Origin of the sequence: Pseudocolwellia antarctica, from assembly GCF_049933045.1 — a bacterium.
GTDB lineage: Bacteria > Pseudomonadota > Gammaproteobacteria > Enterobacterales > Alteromonadaceae > Pseudocolwellia.
The window spans coordinates 2988039-3012873 of the sequence record NZ_CP187926.1 but is presented as its reverse complement, the minus strand read 5'-3'; the positions used below and the strand labels follow the sequence as shown (position 1 = coordinate 3012873).

22 protein-coding genes are annotated in these 24835 nt (G+C 35.1%); 11 read left to right on the top strand and 11 right to left on the bottom strand.

The features are described from left to right. Positions 1–327: 327 nt before the first annotated feature. The 3 genes from dxs to ACPUVN_RS13000 are packed head-to-tail and all read right to left on the bottom strand — an operon-like array spanning position 328 to position 3374. Complete coding sequence (dxs, locus tag ACPUVN_RS13010) at positions 328–2193, bottom strand: 1-deoxy-D-xylulose-5-phosphate synthase (RefSeq protein WP_426359899.1); 1866 nt, start codon at positions 2191–2193, stop codon at positions 328–330. A gap of 38 nt (positions 2194–2231) precedes the next feature. Continuing rightward, a complete protein-coding gene (gene ispA / locus ACPUVN_RS13005) occupies positions 2232–3122 on the bottom strand; it encodes a (2E,6E)-farnesyl diphosphate synthase (RefSeq protein WP_426359900.1) in 891 nt (296 codons plus the stop codon). After that, positions 3123–3374, bottom strand: coding sequence for an exodeoxyribonuclease VII small subunit (locus ACPUVN_RS13000; protein WP_426359901.1), 252 nt, complete (start codon positions 3372–3374; stop codon positions 3123–3125). Between the two features lie 222 nt (positions 3375–3596). Between ACPUVN_RS13000 and pomA the strand changes: the two genes are divergently transcribed. The 3 genes from pomA (at position 3597) to thiI (ending at position 7095) form a co-directional block, all read left to right on the top strand. After that, the gene (gene pomA, locus ACPUVN_RS12995; RefSeq protein WP_426359902.1) at positions 3597–4361 is read left to right on the top strand and encodes a flagellar motor protein PomA; all 765 of its coding nucleotides are present in this window, start codon (positions 3597–3599) and stop codon (positions 4359–4361) included. An 11-nt stretch (positions 4362–4372) separates the two neighbouring features. Next, positions 4373–5311: a flagellar motor protein MotB gene (locus ACPUVN_RS12990; protein ID WP_426359903.1), complete on the top strand. Its 939-nt coding sequence runs from the start codon at positions 4373–4375 to the stop codon at positions 5309–5311. A 329-nt stretch (positions 5312–5640) separates the two neighbouring features. Then, the gene (gene thiI, locus ACPUVN_RS12985) at positions 5641–7095 is read left to right on the top strand and encodes a tRNA uracil 4-sulfurtransferase ThiI (protein ID WP_426359904.1); all 1455 of its coding nucleotides are present in this window, start codon (positions 5641–5643) and stop codon (positions 7093–7095) included. A gap of 60 nt (positions 7096–7155) precedes the next feature. Here the strand turns inward: thiI and ACPUVN_RS12980 are convergent, their stop codons facing one another. Next, positions 7156–8112, bottom strand: coding sequence for a ketopantoate reductase family protein (locus ACPUVN_RS12980; RefSeq protein ID WP_426359905.1), 957 nt, complete (start codon positions 8110–8112; stop codon positions 7156–7158). Beyond that, on the bottom strand, positions 8096–8392 hold the full coding sequence (locus ACPUVN_RS12975) for a VanZ family protein (protein ID WP_426359906.1): 297 nt from the start codon (positions 8390–8392) through the stop codon (positions 8096–8098). Before ACPUVN_RS12975 ends, ACPUVN_RS12980 begins: the two co-directional genes overlap by 17 nt. 260 nt (positions 8393–8652) lie before the next feature. Between ACPUVN_RS12975 and ACPUVN_RS12970 the strand changes: the two genes are divergently transcribed. After that, complete coding sequence (locus ACPUVN_RS12970) at positions 8653–9135, top strand: YajQ family cyclic di-GMP-binding protein (protein WP_426369223.1); 483 nt, start codon at positions 8653–8655, stop codon at positions 9133–9135. Between the two features lie 286 nt (positions 9136–9421). Then, entirely contained in the window at positions 9422–10768 is a 1347-nt protein-coding gene (locus tag ACPUVN_RS12965; RefSeq protein ID WP_426359907.1) for a sodium-dependent transporter, read from the top strand. Positions 10769–10874: 106 nt separating this feature from the next. On the opposite strand, the gene trxA is transcribed toward ACPUVN_RS12965, so the two are convergent. Further along, positions 10875–11186, bottom strand: a complete 312-nt coding sequence (gene trxA, locus ACPUVN_RS12960) for a thioredoxin (RefSeq protein WP_426359908.1) — start codon at positions 11184–11186, stop codon at positions 10875–10877. Positions 11187–11341: 155 nt separating this feature from the next. Here trxA and ACPUVN_RS12955 point away from each other — a divergent pair, with 155 nt between their 5' ends. Continuing rightward, on the top strand, positions 11342–12220 hold the full coding sequence (locus ACPUVN_RS12955) for a LysR family transcriptional regulator (protein WP_426369222.1): 879 nt from the start codon (positions 11342–11344) through the stop codon (positions 12218–12220). 60 nt (positions 12221–12280) lie between these two features. Here ACPUVN_RS12955 and ACPUVN_RS12950 read toward each other — a convergent pair whose 3' ends face one another. After that, positions 12281–13033 carry a TIGR01621 family pseudouridine synthase gene (locus ACPUVN_RS12950; protein WP_426359910.1) on the bottom strand — a complete coding sequence of 251 codons (753 nt, stop codon included), beginning with the start codon at positions 13031–13033 and terminating at the stop codon, positions 12281–12283. 50 nt (positions 13034–13083) lie between these two features. Beyond that, positions 13084–14445, bottom strand: coding sequence for a Na+/H+ antiporter NhaC family protein (locus tag ACPUVN_RS12945; RefSeq protein ID WP_426359911.1), 1362 nt, complete (start codon positions 14443–14445; stop codon positions 13084–13086). 376 nt (positions 14446–14821) lie between these two features. On the opposite strand from ACPUVN_RS12945, the gene gshA reads away from it, so the two are divergent. Further along, positions 14822–16393, top strand: coding sequence for a glutamate--cysteine ligase (gene gshA / locus ACPUVN_RS12940; protein WP_426359912.1), 1572 nt, complete (start codon positions 14822–14824; stop codon positions 16391–16393). A gap of 135 nt (positions 16394–16528) precedes the next feature. On the opposite strand, the gene bluB is transcribed toward gshA, so the two are convergent. Next, a complete protein-coding gene (bluB, locus tag ACPUVN_RS12935; protein WP_426359913.1) occupies positions 16529–17182 on the bottom strand; it encodes a 5,6-dimethylbenzimidazole synthase in 654 nt (217 codons plus the stop codon). A 151-nt stretch (positions 17183–17333) separates the two neighbouring features. On the opposite strand from bluB, the gene ACPUVN_RS12930 reads away from it, so the two are divergent. From ACPUVN_RS12930 to ACPUVN_RS12920, 3 genes are all read left to right on the top strand, one after another. Then, the gene (locus ACPUVN_RS12930) at positions 17334–17939 is read left to right on the top strand and encodes a hypothetical protein (protein WP_426370569.1); all 606 of its coding nucleotides are present in this window, start codon (positions 17334–17336) and stop codon (positions 17937–17939) included. Positions 17940–18545: 606 nt separating this feature from the next. Then, positions 18546–18806, top strand: a complete 261-nt coding sequence (locus ACPUVN_RS12925) for a hypothetical protein (RefSeq protein WP_426359914.1) — start codon at positions 18546–18548, stop codon at positions 18804–18806. Between the two features lie 178 nt (positions 18807–18984). Then, the gene (locus tag ACPUVN_RS12920; protein WP_426359915.1) at positions 18985–19740 is read left to right on the top strand and encodes a hypothetical protein; all 756 of its coding nucleotides are present in this window, start codon (positions 18985–18987) and stop codon (positions 19738–19740) included. Between the two features lie 623 nt (positions 19741–20363). On the opposite strand, the gene ACPUVN_RS12915 is transcribed toward ACPUVN_RS12920, so the two are convergent. Both ACPUVN_RS12915 and ACPUVN_RS12910 read right to left on the bottom strand, forming a co-directional pair. Continuing rightward, on the bottom strand, positions 20364–21650 hold the full coding sequence (locus ACPUVN_RS12915) for an HlyC/CorC family transporter (protein ID WP_426359916.1): 1287 nt from the start codon (positions 21648–21650) through the stop codon (positions 20364–20366). 92 nt (positions 21651–21742) lie between these two features. Then, complete coding sequence (locus ACPUVN_RS12910; RefSeq protein ID WP_426359917.1) at positions 21743–22543, bottom strand: cytochrome C assembly family protein; 801 nt, start codon at positions 22541–22543, stop codon at positions 21743–21745. A 567-nt stretch (positions 22544–23110) separates the two neighbouring features. Here ACPUVN_RS12910 and ffh point away from each other — a divergent pair. Next, positions 23111–24502 (top strand): signal recognition particle protein, encoded by a 1392-nt coding sequence (ffh, locus tag ACPUVN_RS12905; RefSeq protein ID WP_426359918.1) that lies wholly within the window; start codon positions 23111–23113, stop codon positions 24500–24502. Positions 24503–24835: the final 333 nt, after the last annotated feature.

The following is a 24835-nucleotide window of genomic DNA, read 5'->3' as shown; positions in this document are numbered from 1 at the left end:
AAAATAAATAACGAAGCCAATAAGCCTTTTAAACTCGCCCTTGGGAGCTCATTAGCAAACTGATAACTGCACAAAATTACAGATAAATAGAATAACTATGTATAAATAATGTTGTTTGTTCTAAGTCTGCTAATGTAGCTCTAAGTTGAGCAATTTATTAATCAAATTGGTATTATATCTAAATGAATGAAATATACTGTCTGTTTGAATAAGGTTGAATGGAGCTAAATAAAAAATTTCGAAATAAGAGCAGGGGAGAAACGGTAGGAAAATGTTATAAAAAAGCTAGAATATAAGAAAGGCTATATTCTAGCTTAATGTGATTAACTATAACTTAATAAAGTTATTAATTTTGCTTAATATGCCTTCGCTATCTAAACCTAGTTCTTGATGTATTTCATCTTGAGTACCATGCTTAATGAAAGCGTCAGGTAAGCCAATATTTAATATTTTAATGGCAATGCCTTTACTAAGGATAAACTCATTCACAGCAGAGCCAGCGCCACCAGCAATGGCATTATCTTCTAACGTTACAATACAAGTATGGCTATTTACTAATTCTTCAATTAAGGCTTCATCTAAAGGTTTAACAAAACGCATATCAACTAATGTGGCATTAAGTGATTCTGCTACAGCGTTAGCTTCTTGTAATAACGTACCGAAGCTTAAAATAGTAATGTCTTTACCTTGCTGCTTAACAACGCCTTTACCAATTTCTATTGTTTCTGTTATAGATGGTAACTCAGCATCATTACCTGAACCTCTAGGGTATCTGACTGCAGCAGGGCCTGTATGTTGATGACCAGTAGTTAACATCAGTACACATTCACGTTCATCAGACGGCGCCATTATTACCATATTAGGTATACATCTTAAAAAGCTTAAGTCGAATGCCCCTTGATGTGTAGCTCCGTCAGCACCCACAATACCTGCACGATCTATAGCAAACATAACAGGTAAGTTTTGAATAGCTACATCATGAATAAGTTGATCATAACCACGCTGTAAAAAGCTAGAATAAATAGCAACAACAGGGTTATAGCCACCAATAGCTAAACCTGAAGCAAAAGTTACGGCATGCTGTTCAGCAATGGCAACATCATAATATTGATCAGGAAAACGTTGGCTAAACTCAACCATACCTGAACCTTCACGCATTGCTGGGGTTATAGCTGTTAGTTTTGGATCAATCTCTGCTGTGTTACATAACCAGTCACCAAAAATTTTTGAGTAGGTAGGTAAACTTGCTTTACTCTTAGGTAGTGTGGTTTCTTCAGGATTGAACTTAGGTACCGCATGATACTTTATTGGATCTTGTTCTGCCGCTTCGTAGCCTTTACCTTTTTTAGTGGCAATATGTAAAAGCTGAGGGCCTTTTAAGTTGCGCATATTCGAAATGGTATCAACTAAGCCATTAACATCATGACCATCAATTGGACCAATATAGTTAAAACCTAGCTCTTCGAAAAAAGTACTTGGTACAACCATGCCTTTAAGATGTTCTTCTGCACGACTGGCTAATTCTTTTATCGGAGGAATATTCTTAAGTATGCGCTTACTACCTTCACGAAGGCCAGTGTATAGGTTTCCTGAAAGCATTTTAGCTAAATGATTATTAAGCGCACCTACATTTTCAGATATCGACATCTCATTGTCGTTAAGTACAACAAGCATGTCTTTGTTAATATCACCGCCATGATTTAACGCTTCAAATGCCATACCTGCCGTCATAGCACCATCACCAATTACAGCAACAACTTTTCTATTCTTAGCTTCTTTTTCTGCAGCAACCGCCATACCTAATGCTGCGGATATAGAAGTACTTGAATGACCAACACTTAATACATCGTATTCACTCTCTTCTCGCCAAGGAAAAGGATGTAAGCCATCTTTTTGTCTAATGGTGTGCAGTTGATCGCGTCGACCTGTTAAAATTTTATGAGGATAAGCTTGATGACCCACATCCCAGATCAATTGATCAAAAGGTGTGTTATACACAAAATGTAAAGCTACTGTAAGCTCTATTGTGCCTAAACCCGAAGCGAAATGGCCACTACTTTTACTAACTGAGTTGAGTAAGTATCGACGTAATTCTTCACTCGCTTGAGTGAGTTTGCTTTTACCTAATAGCCTTAAATCTTCAGGCGTATTGATGTTTGATAAAAGGGGGTAGTCAGTTAGATCAATTGTCATGTGTTATCGGTTATTCTTATTAAAATTTATACAGTGAACTAGCTAGTACGCTTTACGATAAAAGTCGCAAAATCAGCTAAACATCGGGTATTGTAAGGCAAAGTAGACAAAGCTTGAAGTGCTTGTTGGTATAAGTCGTCAGCTTTTTGCTGAGCACCGTCTAAACCAAGCAAAGCAGGATACGTACTTTTATTTGCTGCTAGGTCTGAACCTGCTGGTTTTCCTAGCTCTTCTTCGCTTGATGTTATATCAATAATATCATCTCTTACTTGATAAGCTAAACCCACAAGTTGTGCGAAAGTTTTTAATTGTGCTTTTTCTTCTACAGAAACTGTACTACTACAATCTGCAGCCATTAATACCGAAGCTTCAATTAAAGCGCCTGTTTTTAATGAATGTAAATGTTGTAAAGCATCTAAAGATATTGAATGATCAGTTGCCGCTAAATCTAAAGCTTGTCCACCGCACATACCTTGATAACCAGAAGCATTAACAAGTTGTTGAACAAAGCTAATACGCTTACTTTGCAAATTTTCTGAAAAATGATGATTAGCTAAAATATCAAAAGCTAAAGTTTGTAAACTGTCGCCTGCTAAAATTGCTGTCGCTTCATCAAAAGCTTTATGACAGGTTGGTTTACCACGTCTTAAATCGTCATCATCCATAGCGGGTAAGTCATCATGTAATAATGAATACGCATGAATACATTCTAATGCTGCAGCAATGCCGTCTATATCTTCTAATTTTGCTCCAACACTCTTACCTGTAATATAAGCTAGATACGGACGCATGCGTTTGCCGCCAATAAGTAGGCCATAACGCATAGCTTCTAATAAACGCTCATCGTTACAAGTTAACTGATCTAATTTATGGGTAAGAAATTGATTAACACGTTGCTGGTATTCATCTAATTGAGGTAACTGACCCACTTAGCTATCGTCCTGTGTTAATTCAAATGTTGAAAGCGCTTGCTCAGGATTATTCTTATCGAGCAATATTTGTATTTTCTGTTCAGCATCTTGTAGCTTAGTTTGGCTAGCTTGACTAAGGTTTAATCCTCGTTCAAACAAATTCATCGAATCCTCTAAACTTAGTTCGCCTTGTTCTAAATTCTGAACAATTTCTTCTAATTCATTAAGTGATTCTTCGAAGGTTAAATTTTCAATTTTTTTTCTAGCCATTATTTTTCTGCTACATTTAATAGATAGGCGCAAAGGTACCTTAGCTTAACATTTTGGTCAATTAGCGTCGATTTATTAATTGATTGTTATGTTTTATTGAAAAGAACTTAAGTTATTGAGATTGTGGACGATAATATAGCTATAAGTATTCGCGTAACCCAAATCGTTATTGTACTATTATTTTATAAAGCACAACGGTAAGCATATAAACAGGAGAATTTTGTGGATTTAGCAACGTTAATAGGGATACTCGGTGCCATTGGCCTTTTAATTATGGCGATGTTATTGGCGGGTGATATCAGTATGTTCATCGACACTCAATCTTTGATCATTGTATTTGGTGGCTCAATCTTTGTTGTTTTATCTAATTATAATTTAGGGCAATTTTTCGGTATCGGGAAAATTTGTGGTAAAGCCTTTCTATTCAAACTTGAAACTCCTGAAGAACTTATCGAAAAATCTGTTGAAATGGCAGACGCAGCACGCAAAGGCGGTTTTTTAGCTTTAGAAGAAGCTGAGATTACCAACGCTTTTATGCAAAAAGGTGTTGATATGCTGGTTGATGGTCATGATGCCGATGTAGTACGTGCAACTTTACAAAAAGACATATCATTAACCAGTGAACGTCACGAAAGAGGTGTAGGTATGATGATGGCGCTAGCAGACGTAGCGCCAGCAATGGGAATGATCGGTACACTTATTGGTTTAGTTGCCATGCTTTCTAATATGGATGATCCAAAAGCCATTGGACCCGCAATGGCGGTAGCACTTTTAACGACTTTATACGGTGCTTTCTTAGCAAACGTAATTGCTATTCCAATCGCCAACAAATTAAAACTGAGACGTGAAGAAGAAAAAATGAATAGGCAATTGATCCTTGATGCTGTTCTAGGTATTCAAGATGGTCAAAACCCTCGCGTTATCGAAGGGCTATTAAGGAACTACATAGCTGAAGGTAAGCGCGCCGTCGATACAAATGAAGAGTAAGGGAGGCTAAAATGGAAGAAGAATGTAAATGTCCACCTCCAGGGCTCCCCGCTTGGATGGGAACCTTTGCCGACTTAATGTCGTTGCTTATGTGTTTTTTCGTTTTGCTTTTATCTTTTTCAGAAATGGATGTTTTAAAGTTTAAACAAATTGCAGGTTCAATGAAGTTTGCTTTTGGTGTGCAAAATAAAATTGAAGTGAAAGATATTCCAAAAGGCACTAGTATTATTGCTCAGGAATTTAGACCAGGTAAGCCTGAACCAACTCCTATTGAAGTGATTCAGCAACAAACCGTAGAAATGACTCAGCAAATGTTAGAGTTTCAGGCGGGAGATGAAACTTCCGCAGGTGGACGTCAAGAACAACGTGGCGCTCAACGTGGTGGTCAATCGCAAAGCACAGCAAATGAACAAGCGGCTCAAGAAATCATTCAAGCAGCAGAAGACGCAGAGCAAGCTTCTCAAGAACAAATAAATGACCTTATTAAGAAAATTGCAGATCAGCTAGATAAACAAATTCAAGATGGTGCCATCGAATTAGAATCTTTAGGGCAACAAATTATTATTCGTATTCGAGAAAATGGTTCATTTCCATCGGGTTCAGCATTTTTACAACCTCAGTTTAGACCGATTATTCGAGAGATTGGCGAGTTATTGTTGACGATCCCTGGTGAGATAATGATCTCAGGTCATACTGATAATCAAGGTATTAGCTCAGAGTTATTTACTTCTAATTGGGACTTATCAAGTAAGCGTGCAGTAGCCATCGCTCACGAGATAATAAAAGTACCTGAGTTTGATCAAAGCCGAATTATCGTAGCGGGTCATGCCGATGCTAAGCCTTTAGTCCCAAATACTAATGCTTTAAACCGACGTAAAAATCGTCGTGTAGAAATTGCTATAAACCAAGGTAAGGCTCAAGAAACTGAACCTGTATCTATTATTCAGTAAGTAGAAAGTCATATCAAACTTAAAAAGAGTTACATCAAGTAACTCTTTTTTTTGAGTATTTTTCTAATTTTTAGTTTAGAACTTTGATTGCTTCTTATTGATAATATAAGTAGAAGAAAAAATTATGCTAAATGCCCTTCGTTATCGTGTATAATTCGCGCCATTATTTTTTGATACCCATTCGATTAAAAAATTAACTTACTTTGTATAAATGATAAATTGCCAAATATAGAGCATTTATTTATCGCGTTTAAACGAGCGACACTTATATAAATAAATAATTAACCTATTCGGGTTGGTATAAGTACATTTGTTAGGTATTAGCGTCCATGAAATTTATTGTAAAGTTACAGTCTGAAATCACCATTAAAAGTAGGCCTGTTCGCAAGCGCTTTACTAAAATATTAGAATCTAACCTTAAAACTGTACTACGTCGTGTAGATCCACAAGTTCATGTTCGTATGACTTGGGACAATATTGAAGTGAATTCACCAAACGATACCCCAGAGAATCGTGAAAAGGTTATTGCAACCTTAAAGTGTGTTCCAGGTATTCCGATGTTTTTAGAAGTTGTACAAACCGACTTTACTGATATGCACAGCATTTACGAAAAAACTGCCGCTTTACATGCTAAAAGTATTGAAAACAAAACCTTTTGTGTTCGTGTTAAACGTACAGGTACTCACGAGTTTAAATCAATTCAAGTTGAGCAATATGTTGGTGGTGGTTTAAACCAAGCAGTTGAATCAGCTAAAGTAAAATTAAGTAAGCCTGACGTTACCGTTCATTTAGAAATAAAAAATGAAAAACTCTTTATTGTTACAGAACGTCATAAAGGTTTAGGCGGCTTCCCAATAGCAACTCAAGAAGATGTACTATCGTTAATGTCTGGTGGTTTTGACTCTGCTGTTGCAAGTTACCAAATGATCAAAAAAGGTGCACGTACTCATTATTGTTTCTTTAACTTAGGTGGTTCAGCACACGAAATTGGTGTTAAACAAGTCAGTTACTATTTGTGGAACAAGTTTGGTGCTTCACATAAAGTTAAGTTTTTCGCTATCGACTTTGAACCTGTTGTAGCTGAAATTTTAGAGAAAGTAGAAAACGGTCAAATGGGCGTTATTCTAAAACGTATGATGATGCGCGCAGCAGAAAAAGTTGCAGCACGCGCTAAAATACAAGCATTGGTTACAGGTGAAGCGTTAGGGCAGGTATCTAGCCAAACATTAACTAACTTAAATGTAATTGACCGCGTAACAGAAACCTTAATTTTAAGACCTTTAACAGCATATGATAAGCAAGATATTATCGATATTGCTCGTCAAATTGGCACTGAAGATTTCTCTAAAACTATCCCTGAATACTGTGGTGTTATTTCAAATAAACCAACAGTTAAAGCGGTTTTATCTAAAATTGAGCATGAAGAAAGTAACTTTGATTTTGATATTTTAGATAGCGTAGTAAAGAATACTCGTTTATATGACATTCGAGATATTGCCACTGAAACAGAAGCTGAAATTAAAGCGGTAGAAATGGTTGATCAACTTGACGATAGCGCTATTGTTGTTGATATCAGAAGCCCTGAAGAAGAAGATAACAATCCTCTGTCTTTAGATAAAGTAGAAGTGATACATATTCCTTTCTATAGACTTGCTACTAAGTTTGGTGATTTAGCGAAAGACAAAGAATATTTCCTTTACTGTGATCAAGGCGTTATGAGTAAGTTACAAGCTTTGTACTTATTAGATAATGGCTTTACTAACGTTAAAGTTTATCGTCCATAAGATAACTAGTCGAGTAAGATAAAAGAGCTATAGCAGTTTTTAAGTGCAAGATCTTTAAGATTAAAACGTTAGTGCTAAAACCTTTTGATATAGCTCAGTATTTTTCGGGGTAGGAATATTCAATTCTTGCCCTGATTTATGAATATAGCCGTTAATATATTCTATCTCTGTTTCTCTTTTTTGCTGAGCATCACAACGCATAGACGAACTATTATTAGCTGTGGCTTGTGCAACTAATAATACGGTTTCAATTAATTGTACTTTATCTAAACTAATACCTTTCGCCTGACCAATGGCGACTACTTCATCAATCACTTGCTCAATAATAGAAGTAAATTCTGGGTTAATCACTTCACCATTTTTAATATCAAACACAGCCGTTAATGGGTTTATCACACAGTTAATCGCTAACTTTAACCATTGTTTAGATAAAATATCATCACACCAAACAACCTCTGGTAATATGGTATGTAATAAATCACGGATGTCTTTTTGCTTATTCGATTCTAGATACTTTTCAGCGACATCAAACTTAACACCCAAATGAGATATACCTGCGCCCGTATGTTTTATTTCATTGTCAGCTACTTTCAAGCAACCATGGGTGGTTAGCATATTAAGCACAATATTATTTTCTAAATATTGATTTGATTGTGTATTTAGCGCACCTAAACCATTATGCGTTGTGATCACAAGTGTCTTAGGGCAGATAATACTTTGAATGTCAGCAATCGCTTGATTGAGCTGATAGCTTTTTACACAAACGAGAACAATATCCATTGGGCTTTTCGGCTGTGTAATGATGTTACTATGGATTACATGTGTAGTATCATTAATATTTGTAAATTTGATTTCGTCTGGTAAGGCTTTACGTTTAGCCGATTGATAAAGATAACAGTTAATCGAGTGTTTACTGTTTAATGCAAAATGGCTATACCACAATAAACCTATTGCACCTGATCCTACGATAAGAACATTAGTTTTTTGTTTATTCATCGCGTTATTGTCTACTTTCACAGAACTTTGCCCAAAAATATTGAATCGTTACAAATAATGTAATGCCTAGAACATCAGCGACAAAATCTCTAAACTCTCCATTTCTGAAACCTAAATAATGTTGGCCAACCTCAGTTAGTGCAGCATATAACGTTAAACACAGCGTTAAGTTAAGTAAAGGTTGTTTCAAAAGATAACTTAACAACCAAGTTAAAAAGAAAAAGCCTAGAAAATGTCCGATTGAATCTAATTTAGGGAATTGAAGTGTTAACTCATTTGTATTGTAAAACCAGGTTAACATCACCACAGAAATTACTATTAAAAGTAAACCAAGAAAGTAATGGCGGTATATCATAAAGTTTATCATTAATAATGAGCTAGAATTATTATCTTAACATGATGCTTTAGCACGAAGAAACCATTCAATCTGTTAGACCAAATCAATAAGGTAATTGATATGACTCATTAAAATTAGCGACTTTTATCGTCTTAAGATATTGGTTATAAGGTATGAGGCTGTTATTATTTACCCATCGTAATTTGTTTAAAAAGAGAAAAACTATGCCATCAATGGATATTGTTTCTGAAATCAATATGGAAGAAGTGCTTAACGCGAGCAATAACACTAAAAAAGAGTTAGAAACTCGTTTTGACTTTAGAGGTATTGAAGCAAGTATTGAGTGGAAAAAACCAAACGTTATTATAAAAGCTGAAGCTGAAATGCAATTGAAGCAGCTTGTGACTATGTTTAGAGCTCAACTAGCTAAGCGTAATATCGATGCTAAAGCATTAACTGTGTCTAAAGCTGAGTTTTCAGGAAAAACAGTTACTCAAACACTTTCTTTTCAAGAAGGTATTGAACAGCCTATGGCTAAGAAAGTTGTTAAGTTAATAAAAGACAGTAAGTTAAAAGTTCAAGCGGCAATTCAAGGTGAGCAAGTACGTGTAACAGGTAAGAAGCGTGATGATTTACAAGCTGTAATGCAACTTATCCGCGAAACTGATTTAGACCAAAGCTTCCAGTTTAATAACTTTAGAGACTAGTTCATTCTATTTTAAAGCAAACTACCTAACTAAAAGGGTAGCTATAATTGAAACCTTTTCATTTTCTTTATTAATAAAAGAAGTGGGAAGGTTTTTTTATATCTTACATTTAATATTCTATCTGACTATTAACTCTTGCTGTCAACTTGCTAGTACGTAAATGTTTACACCAAAATTTGATTGATATTCAATCAAAACACGGGTTTATTAAATTATTGCTGTTGTTTTGTGAATACATTAAGTAAATTACTTCATCATAATCCTAATAAAAAAAAGATTAACATTCATGGCAGGAAGTAGAGGCGGATTTAGTTCGCGACTTGGTTTTATTATGGCAGCTGCAGGTTCTGCAGTTGGTCTAGGAAATATTTGGGGTTTTCCAACCCAAACAGCAAGTAATGGCGGAGCTGCATTTGTACTTATGTATTTAGTGCTCGCTTTTTGTTTAGCTTATCCTGCATTTATGGCTGAGATTCTTATTGGTCGATATGGGCAAGCTAACGCAGTTACTGCACTGCAAAAAATGTCGAAAACCGTTTTTCAAAAGCGCTTTGCTTTTGTTGTTGGTTTTGGTGGCGTTATTTGTGCGGGTCTTATTTTAAGTTTCTACGGTATTGTTGCTGGTTGGATGATTGCTCATACTGCAGAGCCTGTTGCTAAATTAGTCGGTAGTACTGATGTTGCTGACTGGCTTGTCGCTTTTTCTTTCGAACGCAATTTAATCTTTACGGCATTGTTTGTCAGTTTAACTATTTTTATTATTTCTCGAGGTGTTGAAGAGGGAATTGAGAAATGGTCTAAGCGCTTAATGCCACTGATGCTGACTTTATTACTGATCTTAATTGGCTATGTATTAACATTAGATGGCGCAAGTGAAGGTTTAGAAGCTTACCTTAATCCTGACTTTTCTCGAATTTTTGAACCTGATTTAGTCTTAAGTGCACTGGGGCAAGCGTTTTTCTCTTTGTCTTTAGGTACTAGCGTTATGATCATTTACGGATCTTATATCTCTAAATCAGAGAATATGGTCAGCTTAGGTGCACAAGTTACGCTTATCGACGTTTCAATCGCATTCTTAGCGGGTTTATTAATTATTCCTGCTATGTATGTTGCTCAAGCACAAGGCGTTGAAATATTTGCTGCTGATGGCAGTTTGTTATCTGAAGACACTTTAGTATTCACTGTTTTACCTAGCTTATTTGAAAGTATGGGGGGCGTTGGCTTATTTGTCGCTATTGGCTTTTTTGCTTTAATGACGATTGCGGCTTTAACATCTTCAATCTCAATGCTTGAAGGTCCTGTTTCTTATGCCGTAGAGCGACACAATATGGAGCGTAAAAAAGCTTCTATTCTTATCGGCATCGGTATTTTCTTATTCAGCGTTATTATCATGGCTAACTTTGAAGCATTATTTGGCTTTGTGATTACATTGTCGACCAAATACGGTCAGCCAATTGTTGCTATGCTGTGTTGTGTATTTGTAGGTTGGATATGGCAACGTAATTCTTTACTTGAAGAAATTAAGTCAGGTAACGAATCAGTTGAAGACAGTTTCTTCTGGAAAATATGGCCTGTTTATACAAAGGTTGTATGTCCAACAGCTATCGCTATGGTGTTTTTACATTCACTTTAAGTGATAAGTTTGTAGAATATCAGCTTATAAAAAAGCCCGTAATGAGTAATATCATTACGGGCTTTTCTGATCTTTACCTACACTAAGTAGGTTGAATAAGCGCTAATTAAGCAACAAATTCTTTTAATTGTGTTAAAGATAATGCGCCAACTTTAGTTGCCGTTAATTCACCATCTTTAAATAATAATAATGTAGGAATGCCACGGATACCAAACTTAGTCATTAACTCTTGTGCGTGGTCAGCGTCAATTTTTACAATTTTTAGCGTATCGTTTTCAGAAGCTACTTGATCAAGTAATGGAGCGATCATTTTACAAGGTCCACACCATTCAGCAAAAAAGTCTACTAATACTGCGCCTTTATATGCAGTTACTTCTTGTTCAAAATCTTCAGCTTTAATTACTGTTACGTTGCTCATATTTATTTCTCTTTAATTTTTAATGTATGTAATGCTAAGTAGATCAATTTCTTATTCAAATTGGTCTAAATCAACTCGTCGCTATTCTATGCGGTTTTCATTTGGTTGAATAGATGGTTTAATAGGATTTATTGTTCTAAATATGAGACAAACGTATGCTTAACTTAGATGATCTTATTTTCTTCTCTACCATTATTGATGCAGGATCGTTAACTAAGGCTGCGAAATTAATGGATGTGCCTAAATCTAAATTAAGCCGTAGGTTAGCTAATTTAGAAAGTGAATTAGGTTATCAATTATTGATAAGAACCACGAGAAAACAAGAGCTTACTGCAAGTGGCTTGTTATTATATCGTTCTTGTAAACCTCATTTAGAAGCCTTAAGTGGTATTGAAAATGATATTCATGAACTGAACACTTCTCCTCGAGGTAGGCTAAATATTTTGTTGCCGAGTGAGTTTTTCAGCCAAGTGATCAGTCAAATTATTACTGACTTTGCGAAAATATATCCTGATATTGTGGTGCACTGTAGTCATTACAGCTCAAAATTACCTGAAGAAAACTATTATTATGATTTGATTTTTGTATTACACGAAACAGATTTACCCTCATCAAGCTGGGTAGGTAAGCAATTATTAAGTTTTCCTCAATCTATCTACGCTGGCGTTGATTATTCTACCGAGCATTTGCATACGCCTGAAGATATACAAACAGAGAAATGCATTACATCAAACAATAATGAGCAGTGGTTATTTCGAGAAAATAATAAAATTCAGCTTATTTCAGTGAACGAAAAGGTCATTTTATCAAGCCCACAAATGCGATTAGAAGCAACCTCACAACATCTAGGAATTGCTAAACTGCCTGATTACTTATGTCAATCGGGTGGGCATTTATTGAATGTTAAAAGGTTAAAGTTATCGAATGAACCCGTAGCATTACAGCTAACCGTACTGTATCAAAGTAGGAGTATTGCGTTTAAAACTAGGATGTTCTTGGAATACTTTCAATCAAATATCGGTAGCTTGAGCTAAGGCTTATTGGTTTGTTTATTTAAAAGGTTAAAAGGTTTAAAAAGTTTAATGTTAGATAAACTAAACTTTAGGCCAAGCTAAATCCCAAGGTGAACCTATTACATCTAATTGTTGAATTAACGATTTTGAGAGAAAAAGCGTGCCAGAATCAGGCGCTTGAATGTATTGGTAAGCTACGCCATTTAAAGTAAATTGTAGGGCGTAGGCATGTAGATAGCCTCTATCAATTGCTAAGTTTTCAGTCTCTGCACTTTCACTAGACACTGCTTTACCCAATGTTCCACCATACAAAGCATCACCCATTATAGGTGAGCCGATACTGCTTAAAGCTACACGTATTTGATGCGTTTTTCCTGAATGTGGTTTAACTAAATAAAGTCTTATGCCGTTTTCGATACTGTACGACATGAATTGGCTAATAGCTGGGTTTTCTTGAGTTCGAAGCAACTTCCATGCACTACGACGACTTTTAGCCATATCGCCTTTAATTAAGCCTTGTTTCTTTTTGGGTTTTTTATCACTTAGGGCAAGGTAGTATTTTTGAATATTGTGTTGTTCAAATAGCTGTTGAAAAGCCGTAGCTGTTTCACTATTTTTAGCAAAGATGAGTAAGCCAGAAGTCATTTTGTCTAGGCGATGAACAGGGTATAACTCGTGAGTTTTAGCCTTTGAATTTTGTTGAGTTAATTGATCTTTTACTGTGTTAAAAAAACCTGTACCCATATCACCTTCATCATGAAAGTTGGTGTTTTCAGGTTTGTTAACAACAATAAAGTCAGGCTGATCGTCAATAATTTTGAATGTTGTTTTCATCACACTAATCGCCTGATTTAGATAATTATATTGAACTAGTCACTGTAACTTTAGTAGCTAAGCCCAATAAGTATATAAGCCACAATCGTTACGGTTCCACCAAATAACGTATAGGGAAGCTGAGTTTTAACGTGTTCGATATGGTCGCAGCCACTGGCTATGGAAGCGACAATAGTTGTGTCAGATATAGGTGAAGCATGATCACCAAATACACCACCACCTAAAACGGCAGCAACCATAAATTCAACAGGTAAACCACTATGCAGTGCGATAGGTACAGCAATAGGGATCAAAATAGCGAAAGTCCCCCATGACGTCCCAGTAGCAAAAGCCATAACACCAGCTGCAATAAATAAGATAGGAGCCATCAAGAATAACGGAAATTCATGATTAATCAGCTGACTTACATACAAGCCAGTACCTAATAGCTTTATAGCGCTACCAAAAGCAAAAGATAAAATTAATACACCCACTGCAGGTAACATTTTTTTAGTCCCTGCGAGTATGCCGCTTAAAATTTCTTTAATCGACAAGAGTTTATAGCTGATTATAAATAGGATCAAAGAGACTAGCGCTGTAATGATTGCCCAAAATACTGAAAAGGATCCAGAACCTTGACGAATATCTCCATCACCACTAAACCAAAGTAAACCGAGTGTTGTTGTTAATAAAAGTAGTAACGGTAACCACATCACGATTGCAGGTGCTTTTTGCGTAACGAGTTCTTCATTAATTTGTGCAGGATCTACTGGCTGAGCTAATTTTAATGGACCATAGGCTTTACCTGTAAATGCAGTGTAGTAGGCAAGTACTAACGCAACAATAGCGTAAAAGTTATAGCCGATTGTACCGATTAAAATACCTACAGGATCTGTAAAGTCATAACCATCTAATAAGCCAAGAACATAAGCTCCCCAGCCATTGACTAAAAATAGGATACTCACTGGAGCACAGGTAGAGTCAAGTATGTAGGCAAGTCGAGCGCGACTGAGCTTATGTTTATCAAAAAGCTGTTGGCTAGCCATACCGCCAGTAAACATACTTAAATTAGTATCAGTAAATATACTGGTGCCGATAATTGTCGGTAACATAGCCGCTTGGCGTTGAGTTTTTACTAGGTTTAGCTTTGAAAGGCTTTCAATAAATCCGTTAACGGCACCTGACTGGTTCATTAAGGTAACTAAAGCACCAATTAATAAACTGAAGGCAACAATATAACTATTACCTGTTGAGCTAAACACATTCAATATGCCTAACGCACTATCGGTTGCACTGGTAAACGGGTTGAAATTATTAACTAAAAAATAGGTGAAAAATAAGCCACACAATAAAGCGGTTAATGCATTTCGTTTCCATACAGCAATCATAATTGCGATTAATGGAGGAAGTAAGCTAAGTGCGCTGTCTTGCATTTTCTATATACCTTGGGGATTTTGACGTGACTTTACCGTATAGACAGTAAATTGCAAATAATACCAAGAAAACTAAGCCATTGATCGCTTTAGTATTATTGATTTGAGTGAATATCATACAAAAGTTAGTGCTTAGACGTAAGTAAATTGTAATTATTCATGATTAAAGCTAACTATTATTAAATAGCTTGTTAATATGCACAACTAAATAACAGGTAACTAATGTAGTCGTACCATAGTACATTACATTACATTACATTTTATTAAGTTATAGCTGAAATTTATTTAACTATTTAATTGTCCTATAGTATTGAAATAGCATTATTTAGCCATAAATAGATTGATTAACTTCTGCGTAAAACGCATAGGAATTATTTTGAAATTATCTTTGAGTGAGTATCTTTCTGTTTTTAACAAAGAAGAGAACATTTCTTCGTTAACAGGTTTTGGTAGAGGCATTGAACGTGAAGGCTTACGTGTATTAGCTGAAGGTAAGCTGGCTGAAACGCCACATGCTTACAATATAGGTTCAGCGCTTACTAATCCTTATATAACAACAGATTATTCAGAAACCCTGTTAGAGTTTATTACGCCTGTAAGCAGAAATCCTGAAGATACTATTGCTCAACTGCAAGATATTCAAAAGTTTACATTAAGCCAAATTGATGATGAACTTTTATGGCCTATGAGCATGCCTTGTTTTGTTAATGATGCGAATAAAATTCCTTTAGCTCAATATGGATCATCAAACGTAGGCAGAATGAAAACCGTTTATCGCCAAGGTTTAAAAAATCGTTACGGCAGCATGATGCAGGTAATTTCTGGTATTCATTTTAACTTCTCTTTCCCTGAAAATTTTTGGGATGTACTACAAAGTACACTTAAAGATGAGCAGCCACGTGATGAATTTGTTTCAGCTAGATACTTCTCAGTATTAAGAAACTACAAACGTTTTTGTTGGTTGATCCCATATTTATACGGTAGCTCACCGAGTATTTGTAGCTCATTCCTACAAAACAAACCGCATCAATTGCCTTTTAAAAAATCTCCTAAAGGGTATTTATATTTAGAGCATGCAACGTCTTTAAGAATGAGCGATTTGGGTTATACCAATAATGAACAGTCGTCATTACATATTTGCTATAACCATATAGATACCTATGTAGAAGGTGTTAAACATGCTATTAATTTAGCATCTGAAGAGTTCGAAAAAATTGGCGTGAAAGTCGATGGTAAATACCAACAGCTAAATACCAATGTTTTACAAATTGAAAATGAGCTATATGCACCTATCCGACCTAAAAGAGTCGCTAAACCTGGTGAAAAGCCAACGGAAGCTCTGAAAAGTCGCGGTGTAGAGTACATTGAAGTGAGAGCTTTAGATGTAAACCCTTTTGTCGACACGGGTGTTAGTTTAGATCAAGTGTACTTTTTAGATATATTCTTAACTTACTGTGCGTTAACTGAACATGACACGCTTGATAGTGCAGAACAGAACATTTATGAAAGTAATATGGATGAGATTGTTTTAAGAGGCCGCGATCCTGCATTACGTCTAGCAGACAAAGGTGAACTTAAGTCTGTTAAACAATGGGGTAATAGCATTTTTGAAGAAATGTTACCTATTGCTAAAATATTAGACAAAGCAAATAGCACAACAAAATATCAGGAAGTATTGTCTGCTGAGCTAGCAAAAATTAATAACCCTGAACTAACACCTTCAGCTAAAATTTTAGATTTATTAGTGAATCAAAGTAAGAGCTTAACGCAAGTTGCTTTATCTATGGCGCAGACGTATAAAGATGGTTTATTAGCACAAGATTATAAAATCTTTAATGAAGAAATCTTTACTGAAAGCGTGAAGCAATCGCATATCGATCAAAAGAACATTGAAGATAGCGATACATTAAGTTTTGACGACTTTTTAACGAACTACTTTAATCGTTAGTATTGAAAATAAGTTTGCGCATTTATTCTTTATAAATGCGCAAATCACAGCATAAAATACCAAAGCCTAGAAAGTTAGGGTATAAACCTCTCTGCATTAAAAACTAGCTTAATACCTCTGTTCTTTACCTACTATTTAGCTGTTCTGATCAAAGCTATTTCTAAATATTAACTCTTCTTTATTTTTCTGTTGCTGCCAATTTTTGATTTTTAACTCAGGTTCATCTAAAAACTTATCAACATACCCTAAACATAAATAAGCAATAAGCTCGTTATCTTCAGGTGCATTAACGGCGGCCTTTACTTTTTCAGGATCAACAATACTTACCCAACCCATACCAATATTGAGAGAACGCGCCATTAACCACATATTCTGAATGGCACACACAACGCTGTATTTTCCCACTTCAGCCATGCTTGTTTGACCTAAAGTAGGTTCTTGCGAAGGTTTATAAAAAACAGCAATATTAAGAGGCGCTTCCACAATACCTTCTAACTTTAACGCTTGGTAAGCTTGTTGTTTTTTGTCTGAGAATAACGTTTTAGCTTGTTGATTTTCTTCATTGAAAGACTCAAGCACTTTTTGTTTTACTTGCTTATCGTCAATTAAAACAAACCGCCAAGGCTGTGAATATCCAACAGAAGGGGCTGAGAGGGCAGAGGTTAATACTTTATCTATCAACTCATTAGAAATAGGCTTATCAATAAAACGATTACCACGAACATCACGACGGTATTGCATTATCTCGTTTAAAACGTTGCTTTCATCTATACTAAATTCTTTACTCATGATTTTATAGTTTTCGCTTTAGCTGATGATTCTATTAAAAAATCATAAGAAATATATATTGTTAGGTATAATATAATAATTATAAAGAGATTATATTGTTTATGCTTATCTGACAGGCTAAACATCATTATTAAAGGTTATTCATTTGTCTATTAAACAAATCCTCATTATTTTGACATCGTTTTTATTAGTTTCTTGTTCAACGCTTCCTCCGAAGAATCCTGAAAATATTTGTAGTATTTTCGAACAGAACACAGATTGGTATTTTGCTGCTAAAGACGCGAAAGAAAAGTGGGGTGTGCCAATTCATGTTCCTATGAGCATGATGTACCAAGAAAGCTCTTTTAAACAGGATGCTACGCCACCTATGGACTATTTCTTAGGATTTATTCCTATCGGACGAGTAAGTTCAGCTTATGGATATTCTCAGGCTAAATCTATGACCTGGAAAGATTACATGAGAGAAACAGACAACAGCGGTGCAGACAGAGACGATTTTGATGATGCGATAGATTTTATGGGCTGGTTTATTTATAAATCTCAAAAAATAAATAAAACCTCGAAGTGGGATGCTTACAATCAATACTTAAATTATCACGAAGGTTGGGGCGGCTTTAAGCGTAAAAGCTATCATAAAAAGAAATGGTTAATGGCAGTTGCTAAAAAAGTGGATAGCCGTGCTCGACGTTATAGTGCTCAATTAAAAAAATGTGAAGCTTCTTTAGGTAAAGGTTGGTGGTCACGATTATTCTCTTAATTTAGTGAATCACTAATAAATAGCTAATGAATAAATAATGTTCACATAAAGTCTTAAGTTGATCACAAAACGATCCTTAATAACTAAGCCAATATTGCAATAATATTGGCTTTATTTTTTCTACACATAAATAAGTCATAAACCGAATTTTATACAACAATTATTGATAAAAGTGTGCCAAATAAATGACAAAAAATAATGTAAAAAAAACTTCATAAAATTGAAAAAATCGTTTGCAAATTTTGAGGGCATGATTCTATTGGGCTAGCATTTGTTATCCACAGAAATTGTGGAGAATTCCATTACATAAATCAACCTGTGGATAAGTCTGTGGTTAAAAAGTTCTATTACTTGTATTATCCACAATAAACAAGCTTTTCTTTTAAAATAAATCACTTAACTATGACTCTCTAAATGAATTAACTCCTCTCAAGTGAATAAAAATCTAGAAAATGTACAAAAGAATGCAGGCTATTTAGGTGGAGTAAACCGTAAGAAAAACAGTAGGGCTAAGTAAACTTTAGCGTAAGTTAATTCTCACTCATTAAGTATGATGAAACTTATACCAAGTAGCTTAAGTTATTATGTAAAGCGTATTAGGATCTTATGATCGTTTCCGTTGTTATAGATGATTATTTTGAGGCTTTTTGGAAAGTAATCCTGACAAGAACCACTGAATTACATTTACTACTAGCTTACAAAGACTGGTCTACAGGCGTTTCTACGACAAAAGGTTCCGATACTAGCAGAGAAGAATATCCAATTTTATTTACTTTTGAAACAGTAAGTAAAGTAGTGTTTGGTATTCTCATAATAGGAATTGCTTTTTTACCTCGAAATAAAGATGAGCAAAGTAATGATGAATGACAGCCAATGGCACAATTCCCCTTAGAGTTGACCTAACAACCTGAAAAGAATAATGTCTTCATAGATCGAGGAATATACGTTCAAAAATTTCCGATAGCTACAAATAGTGAAATTATATCTGTTAATGTCTTTAAGGTGGACGTAAATAAAATTTTCTATAAAAGGGATTACAATGTAGTTGAACACACACAGGATTTTGACTCTATTACTTTTCTTAACACCACATTGTGCTTTTTCAAAACAGACTTACAACTTACAGCATAGTCAGATACAGCCCGAAAAAATATTAAAACAACCAAGAGTCCAACAGGATGCAAACGTTTTTATTGGCTGTGTTGAATACACTGTTTCGTATGTAGTTGCGCCAACAGAAGATAATGAACGTAGAGACTTAGATCAGTTTGCAGCAACAGAGAACAAAAAATCGTATGGTGATAAACGCACTATTTGCTACAACGCAAACGGCGATTGGGTCCATATATATGGCAATTCAGAACTAGTCGATAAGGTTTGGTACTTTACAGATACGAATGAGGAATACACTTTCTTTAAAACGGATATTCTGAAATTTTCACTAAATGATATAGCTGAACCTGAAGGATTCACTGAGCTTGCGATTAAAGATGTTATTAAGACAAATGAAACAAAGAAATTATTGGGGTTTGAGACTGTAAGGGTAACGGCAAAAATAGAGTCTGGAACAGTAACCAATTATTGGGTCAGCGAAGAATTGATTAGGAATCCTGCTTCGTATAAAAACAATAAATTTGGTTATGCCGATAAACTCTTCAGTGCTGTGCGAGGTATCCCACTTAGGGAAGAAAAGAATGTATCCGATTTTTTAATTACTGTTAAAGAAGCTGTCAATATTAAAGAGGGCGAACCTGATGAGGAAATATTTATACTGCCAGCGGTGGATTTGTACGAATGGTAGAGTCCGTTAATGGCTAACAGTTGACCTAAGGAATAGTCAGCAGATAACGTCAGGATTACGCACAAAGTGATCATATTTATAACTGGCAAACCTAATGTTATTTGGTGGTCACTGTAAATGTTATTAGGTGGCAGAGTTGAATGATAATGACGGGCACTTATGATGAAATTGGCTGGCACAACTGATGTAATTGTCCACTTTTATAAAGTCGTTACTTTTTCTGTCGTCATCATATAAAAGAAATCAAAAACAATAAGTCACATACAAGGTATATAGAGGAAAAAGGTAATCGAAGAGAAGCTTAGATTAGTTAACCTGATCTCGGCTTAATATATTCTTCTCTAACAGCTACTTTTACTTGCTTCATCGTTAAATTTACTTGCAATAGGCTAGCTATTGACGCGAAATTTGCCTTGAAGAAAGAAAAACTATCAAGCTAGAGTATAAGTTAAATTTTATTAGTAATAATTTCTATGAATTAAAAACATCTTAAACCGAGTTCAGGTTAGTTAAATAAATCTGTTAAAACGTTTTATACAAACGAGGTTTAACCGATAAATAGTCGTAAGCTTTAGTCTTTTATAATGAGGCGAGAAGTAACTGAAAACAGAATAGCTTTAAAGCTACTCTTCTTCGTCGGACTTAATATTATAAAACTGAGGTAAAATACGAACAGTTTTGATCATGTTTTCACTTACATCGATAATTTCAATTGGATAGCCAGAAATGCGGACACTTAAGTTAGCCTCTGGAATATCTTCTAAATGCTCGATAATCAAACCATTTAATGTTTTAGGACCGTCACTTGCAAAGTTCCAAGACATCTCTTTATTGATATCTCTTATATTGGCACTACCATCTACAAGATAGCTGCCATCAGGCTGTAGAGTTACTTCTTCGCTCGCTGCTGGTGTCATGGTAGTAGTAAAATCACCAACAATTTCTTCAAGTATATCTTCAAGTGTTACTAAGCCTTGAATGTCACCATATTCATCTACAACTAAGCCTAAGCGTTCTTTAGCGTGTTGAAACTTCAATAATTGTACATTCAGTGTTGTGCCTTCAGGAATAAAATATAACTCCCTTACAGCTCTCACAAGTGTGGCTTTAGTAAATTGATTTTTCGATAATAATTTGAGTGCATCACGCATGTGAATATAGCCAACCACATCATCGATAGAGTCGCGATATAAAAGCACTCGAGTATGATTAGCTTGCGTTAAACGTTTTTGAATAACTTTCCAGTCGTCGTTTATATCGATACCCTGTAACTCACTGCGAGGTATCATAATATCTTCAACTGTAACTTTTTCTAAATCTAAAATACTCACAAGCATGTTTTGGTCACGCTTTGCTAATAAGCCGCCTGATTCACTTACAACTGTTTTTAGTTCTTCAGAGCTTAAACTATGCTGCTCTCTTTGCTCTGAGCTGATCCCAATAATTTTTAATATCCCATTTGTTAACCAATTAACTGCAATAACAAATGGAAATAATATTTTTAGTAATAGGTTGAGAAATATAGAACTCGGAAATGCTATTTTTTCAGGGTATAAAGCCGCAAGAGTTTTAGGAGTCACTTCTGCAAAAATCAATATAACAAAGGTTAGTGCTAAACCAGCATAAAAAATTCCAGCGTCACCATATAACCTCTCGGCTATTATACCTGCAATTAAGGATGCAAAAATGTTTACGAGGTTATTACCTATTAGAATTAAACCTATTAATCTATCAGGTTTCGCTAATAGCTTACTAACTCGCTTAGCTCCTTTATGTTTTTGATTTTCTAAGTGACGAAGACGATATCTATTTAAAGACATCATGCTGGTTTCTGAGCTAGAGAAATAAGCAGAAAAGAGTATTAAAAACCCTAATATGAGAAAAAGAGTTTCCGTTGATATGTTATCCAAAAAGTGGATCCTATAAAAATTAAAAAATACGGAGCTTAACTTGAATGCATTTTATTAAAGTATTCGTTTTAATGCCCCGCAATTATATGTGCTTATTGTAATATAAACTCTTTCACAAATCTGCTACCAAAATAAGCTAATGTTAATAAAAATGTAGCGATGTTAGTTAAAATAAGCACTTTATGACCACGCCAGCCTAGTTTGAAATGTCCCCATAAAATAGTGAGGTAGACGACAAGCGCTACAACAGATAAAACTATTTTATGTCCATTTTGTACAGACAAAAAGTTTTCTAAAAAAACAAACCCTATGAGCAAGCTCAAAATTAAACAAAAAGTTCCCATAGCCAGTAATGTAAATAGCTGACCTTCAACTTGCATTAAAGGTGGCAAGTGATTTACGGCTTGTATATTTTTATGTTTCAGCTTGTAGTTAATATAAGACACTTGAAAGGCATATAAAGTTGCAATAACAAGTACACAATAAGCAATTAATGAAAAACTGATATGGCTAACCATGCTGAGTTTATCTGAAACTATCTGGCTTTTAGTGCCGCTTGGAATAAGAAATAGAATAAATTGCCAAAACGACGCAAAGCTATAAACCACAGGTAACAATAAGTTAACTTTAAATTTAATGGCGATTGCTGACACCGTGAGAGAAATAATTAAGCTGACCAAGGAAATAACATTAGGCAAGCTAAAGTTAATGGTCTCATCAGGGAATAATAGCTGAGTACTACTAATTGAATGTGCAACTATAGCAATACAGCCTAAGCACAATACTAAAATAATATTGGGCCCTTTATCTGTAAAGAGGGTGGTTATTGCGATAAAAGCAGCTAATAAATAACTAGCAGATGCCACTATAGATAGAATGTCAGGTAAACTCACAAAGTGCTCCACACTTAATATAGAACGTAAATAAAATACATGGTAATAGGATCTACAGACCCAGAAGCTTCGATTCTATCAGATTGATTTTGCTACGCCATAACTAATCATTAAATAGTCAGTTAAATTAATGCTCTATGCGCTTTAATTCTTTAGCTTTATTAAGTGATTCTTTATCTGAAAATATGATGTTCGATTTTAATTTTCGTTATTTATTCAATGCATGTACTGAAAATCAATATTAAATCAATTGCTTAGAGCGTATTTTGTTCTTGTTGACCGAGTTAATAATACGCGTTTAATTTTAATAACTTTATTATAAATTAGTGCTTTATCTCTCATAAAATTGAAATGAAAAACATAGAGTTTTACATTTTTAATTCATAACTCATTGTTTTTAAGCTTCACCTACTCACTCTTCTACATTTAGCTATTTTTATACAAGGTAGTGGGCTAACAATCTATGCTTGATTTATGCGCTATCAAGACATACCTAAACTAGCATCTTTAAGTGGTTTGGGTATAATACAAAGTAATTTGTGATATTCGTAATATATAGAGCTCTCCATGTTTGAAAATCTTTCCGATCGATTAACTAAATCACTAAAAAATATCAGTGGTCGTGGCCGTTTAACTGACGACAACATTAAAGATACCTTGCGTGAAGTTCGCATGGCATTACTTGAAGCCGATGTTGCACTTCCTGTTATTAAAGAATTCATTAATAAAGTAAAAGAACGAGCGGTAGGGCAAGATGTATCTAAAAGCCTAACGCCTGGTCAAGTATTTGTAAAAATTGTTCAATCAGAACTTGAACAAGCTATGGGTGAAGTAAACGAAGGACTCGACTTAAAAGCGGTTCCTCCAGCTGTTGTTTTAATGGCGGGTTTACAAGGTGCGGGTAAAACCACATCTGTAGCTAAGTTAGCTAAGTTTTTAACAGAACGTGAAAAGAAAAAAGTACTTGTAGTAAGTGCTGATGTTTACCGTCCTGCGGCTATTAAACAGCTAGAAACGTTAGCAGCTGAAATTAACGTAGAATTCTTCCCAAGTGATATTTCTCAAAAACCTATTGATATAGGTAATGCTGCAATAGCTCATGCAAAACTTAACTTCTTTGATGTAGTTATTGTGGATACTGCAGGTCGCTTACATGTTGACGAAAACATGATGGCGGAAATTCAAGAGCTTCACGCGGCAATTAACCCAGTAGAAACATTATTTACTGTTGATGCAATGACAGGGCAAGATGCTGCAAATACAGCGAAAGCTTTTGGTGATGCTTTACCATTAACGGGTGTTATTTTAACAAAAACCGATGGCGATGCTCGCGGTGGTGCTGCTTTATCTATCCGTCATATTACGGGTAAGCCAATCAAATTTATGGGTGTTGGTGAAAAAACCGATGCTTTAGAACCTTTCCATCCTGATCGTATTGCTTCACGTATATTAGGAATGGGCGATGTTTTATCTCTTATTGAAGAAGTAGAGCAAAAGGTTGATAGAAAACAAGCTGAGAGATTAGCGAATAAAGTTAAGTCGGGTAAAGGTTTTGATTTAGAAGATTTTCGTGATCAACTTAAGCAAATGCAAAATATGGGCGGCATGATGGGCTTGATGGATAAATTACCTGGAATGGGTAATATGTCTGAGCAAGTAAAAGGCCAAATGGATGACAAGATCACCATACGTATGGAGGCTATGATTAATTCAATGACACCTGGTGAACGCCAACGTCCTGAAATTATCAAAGGCTCTCGTAAACGTCGTATTGCGCTAGGTTCAGGTACACAGATCCAAGATGTGAATAAATTACTTAAACAATTCACTCAAATGCAAAAAATGATGAAAAAAATGTCAGGTAAAGGTGGTATGCAAAAAATGATGCGTAGCATGAAAGGTATGATGCCTCCAGGTGGCGGTGGCGGCGGTATGGGTGGAATGTTCGGCGGTAGATAACTGCAGTTCTGAACTCATATAAAAAAGGTAGCGAAAGCTACCTTTTTGCTTTCTAAATATTTAATATAGTTAACCTTATTTCGGGTTAGTTAATTTAGTAACTCATTGATTTGTTAGTATATAGTTAATATTTTTCTGGATTAAGAACATAAGAAGTCTTAACTCTCCAGTGATTAAATTTATGTGATTATCAAGGCATTTCTATAAAACAATAGCCGCCTATTGGGCGTGAAAATACAGTTTTTTTATTCCCGATAAAAAATAAGTACCTGCATTCATGCAGGTAATGTAGATAGGCGCTTAAATAGCATTGTTGAGTAAAATAGCTTAGCC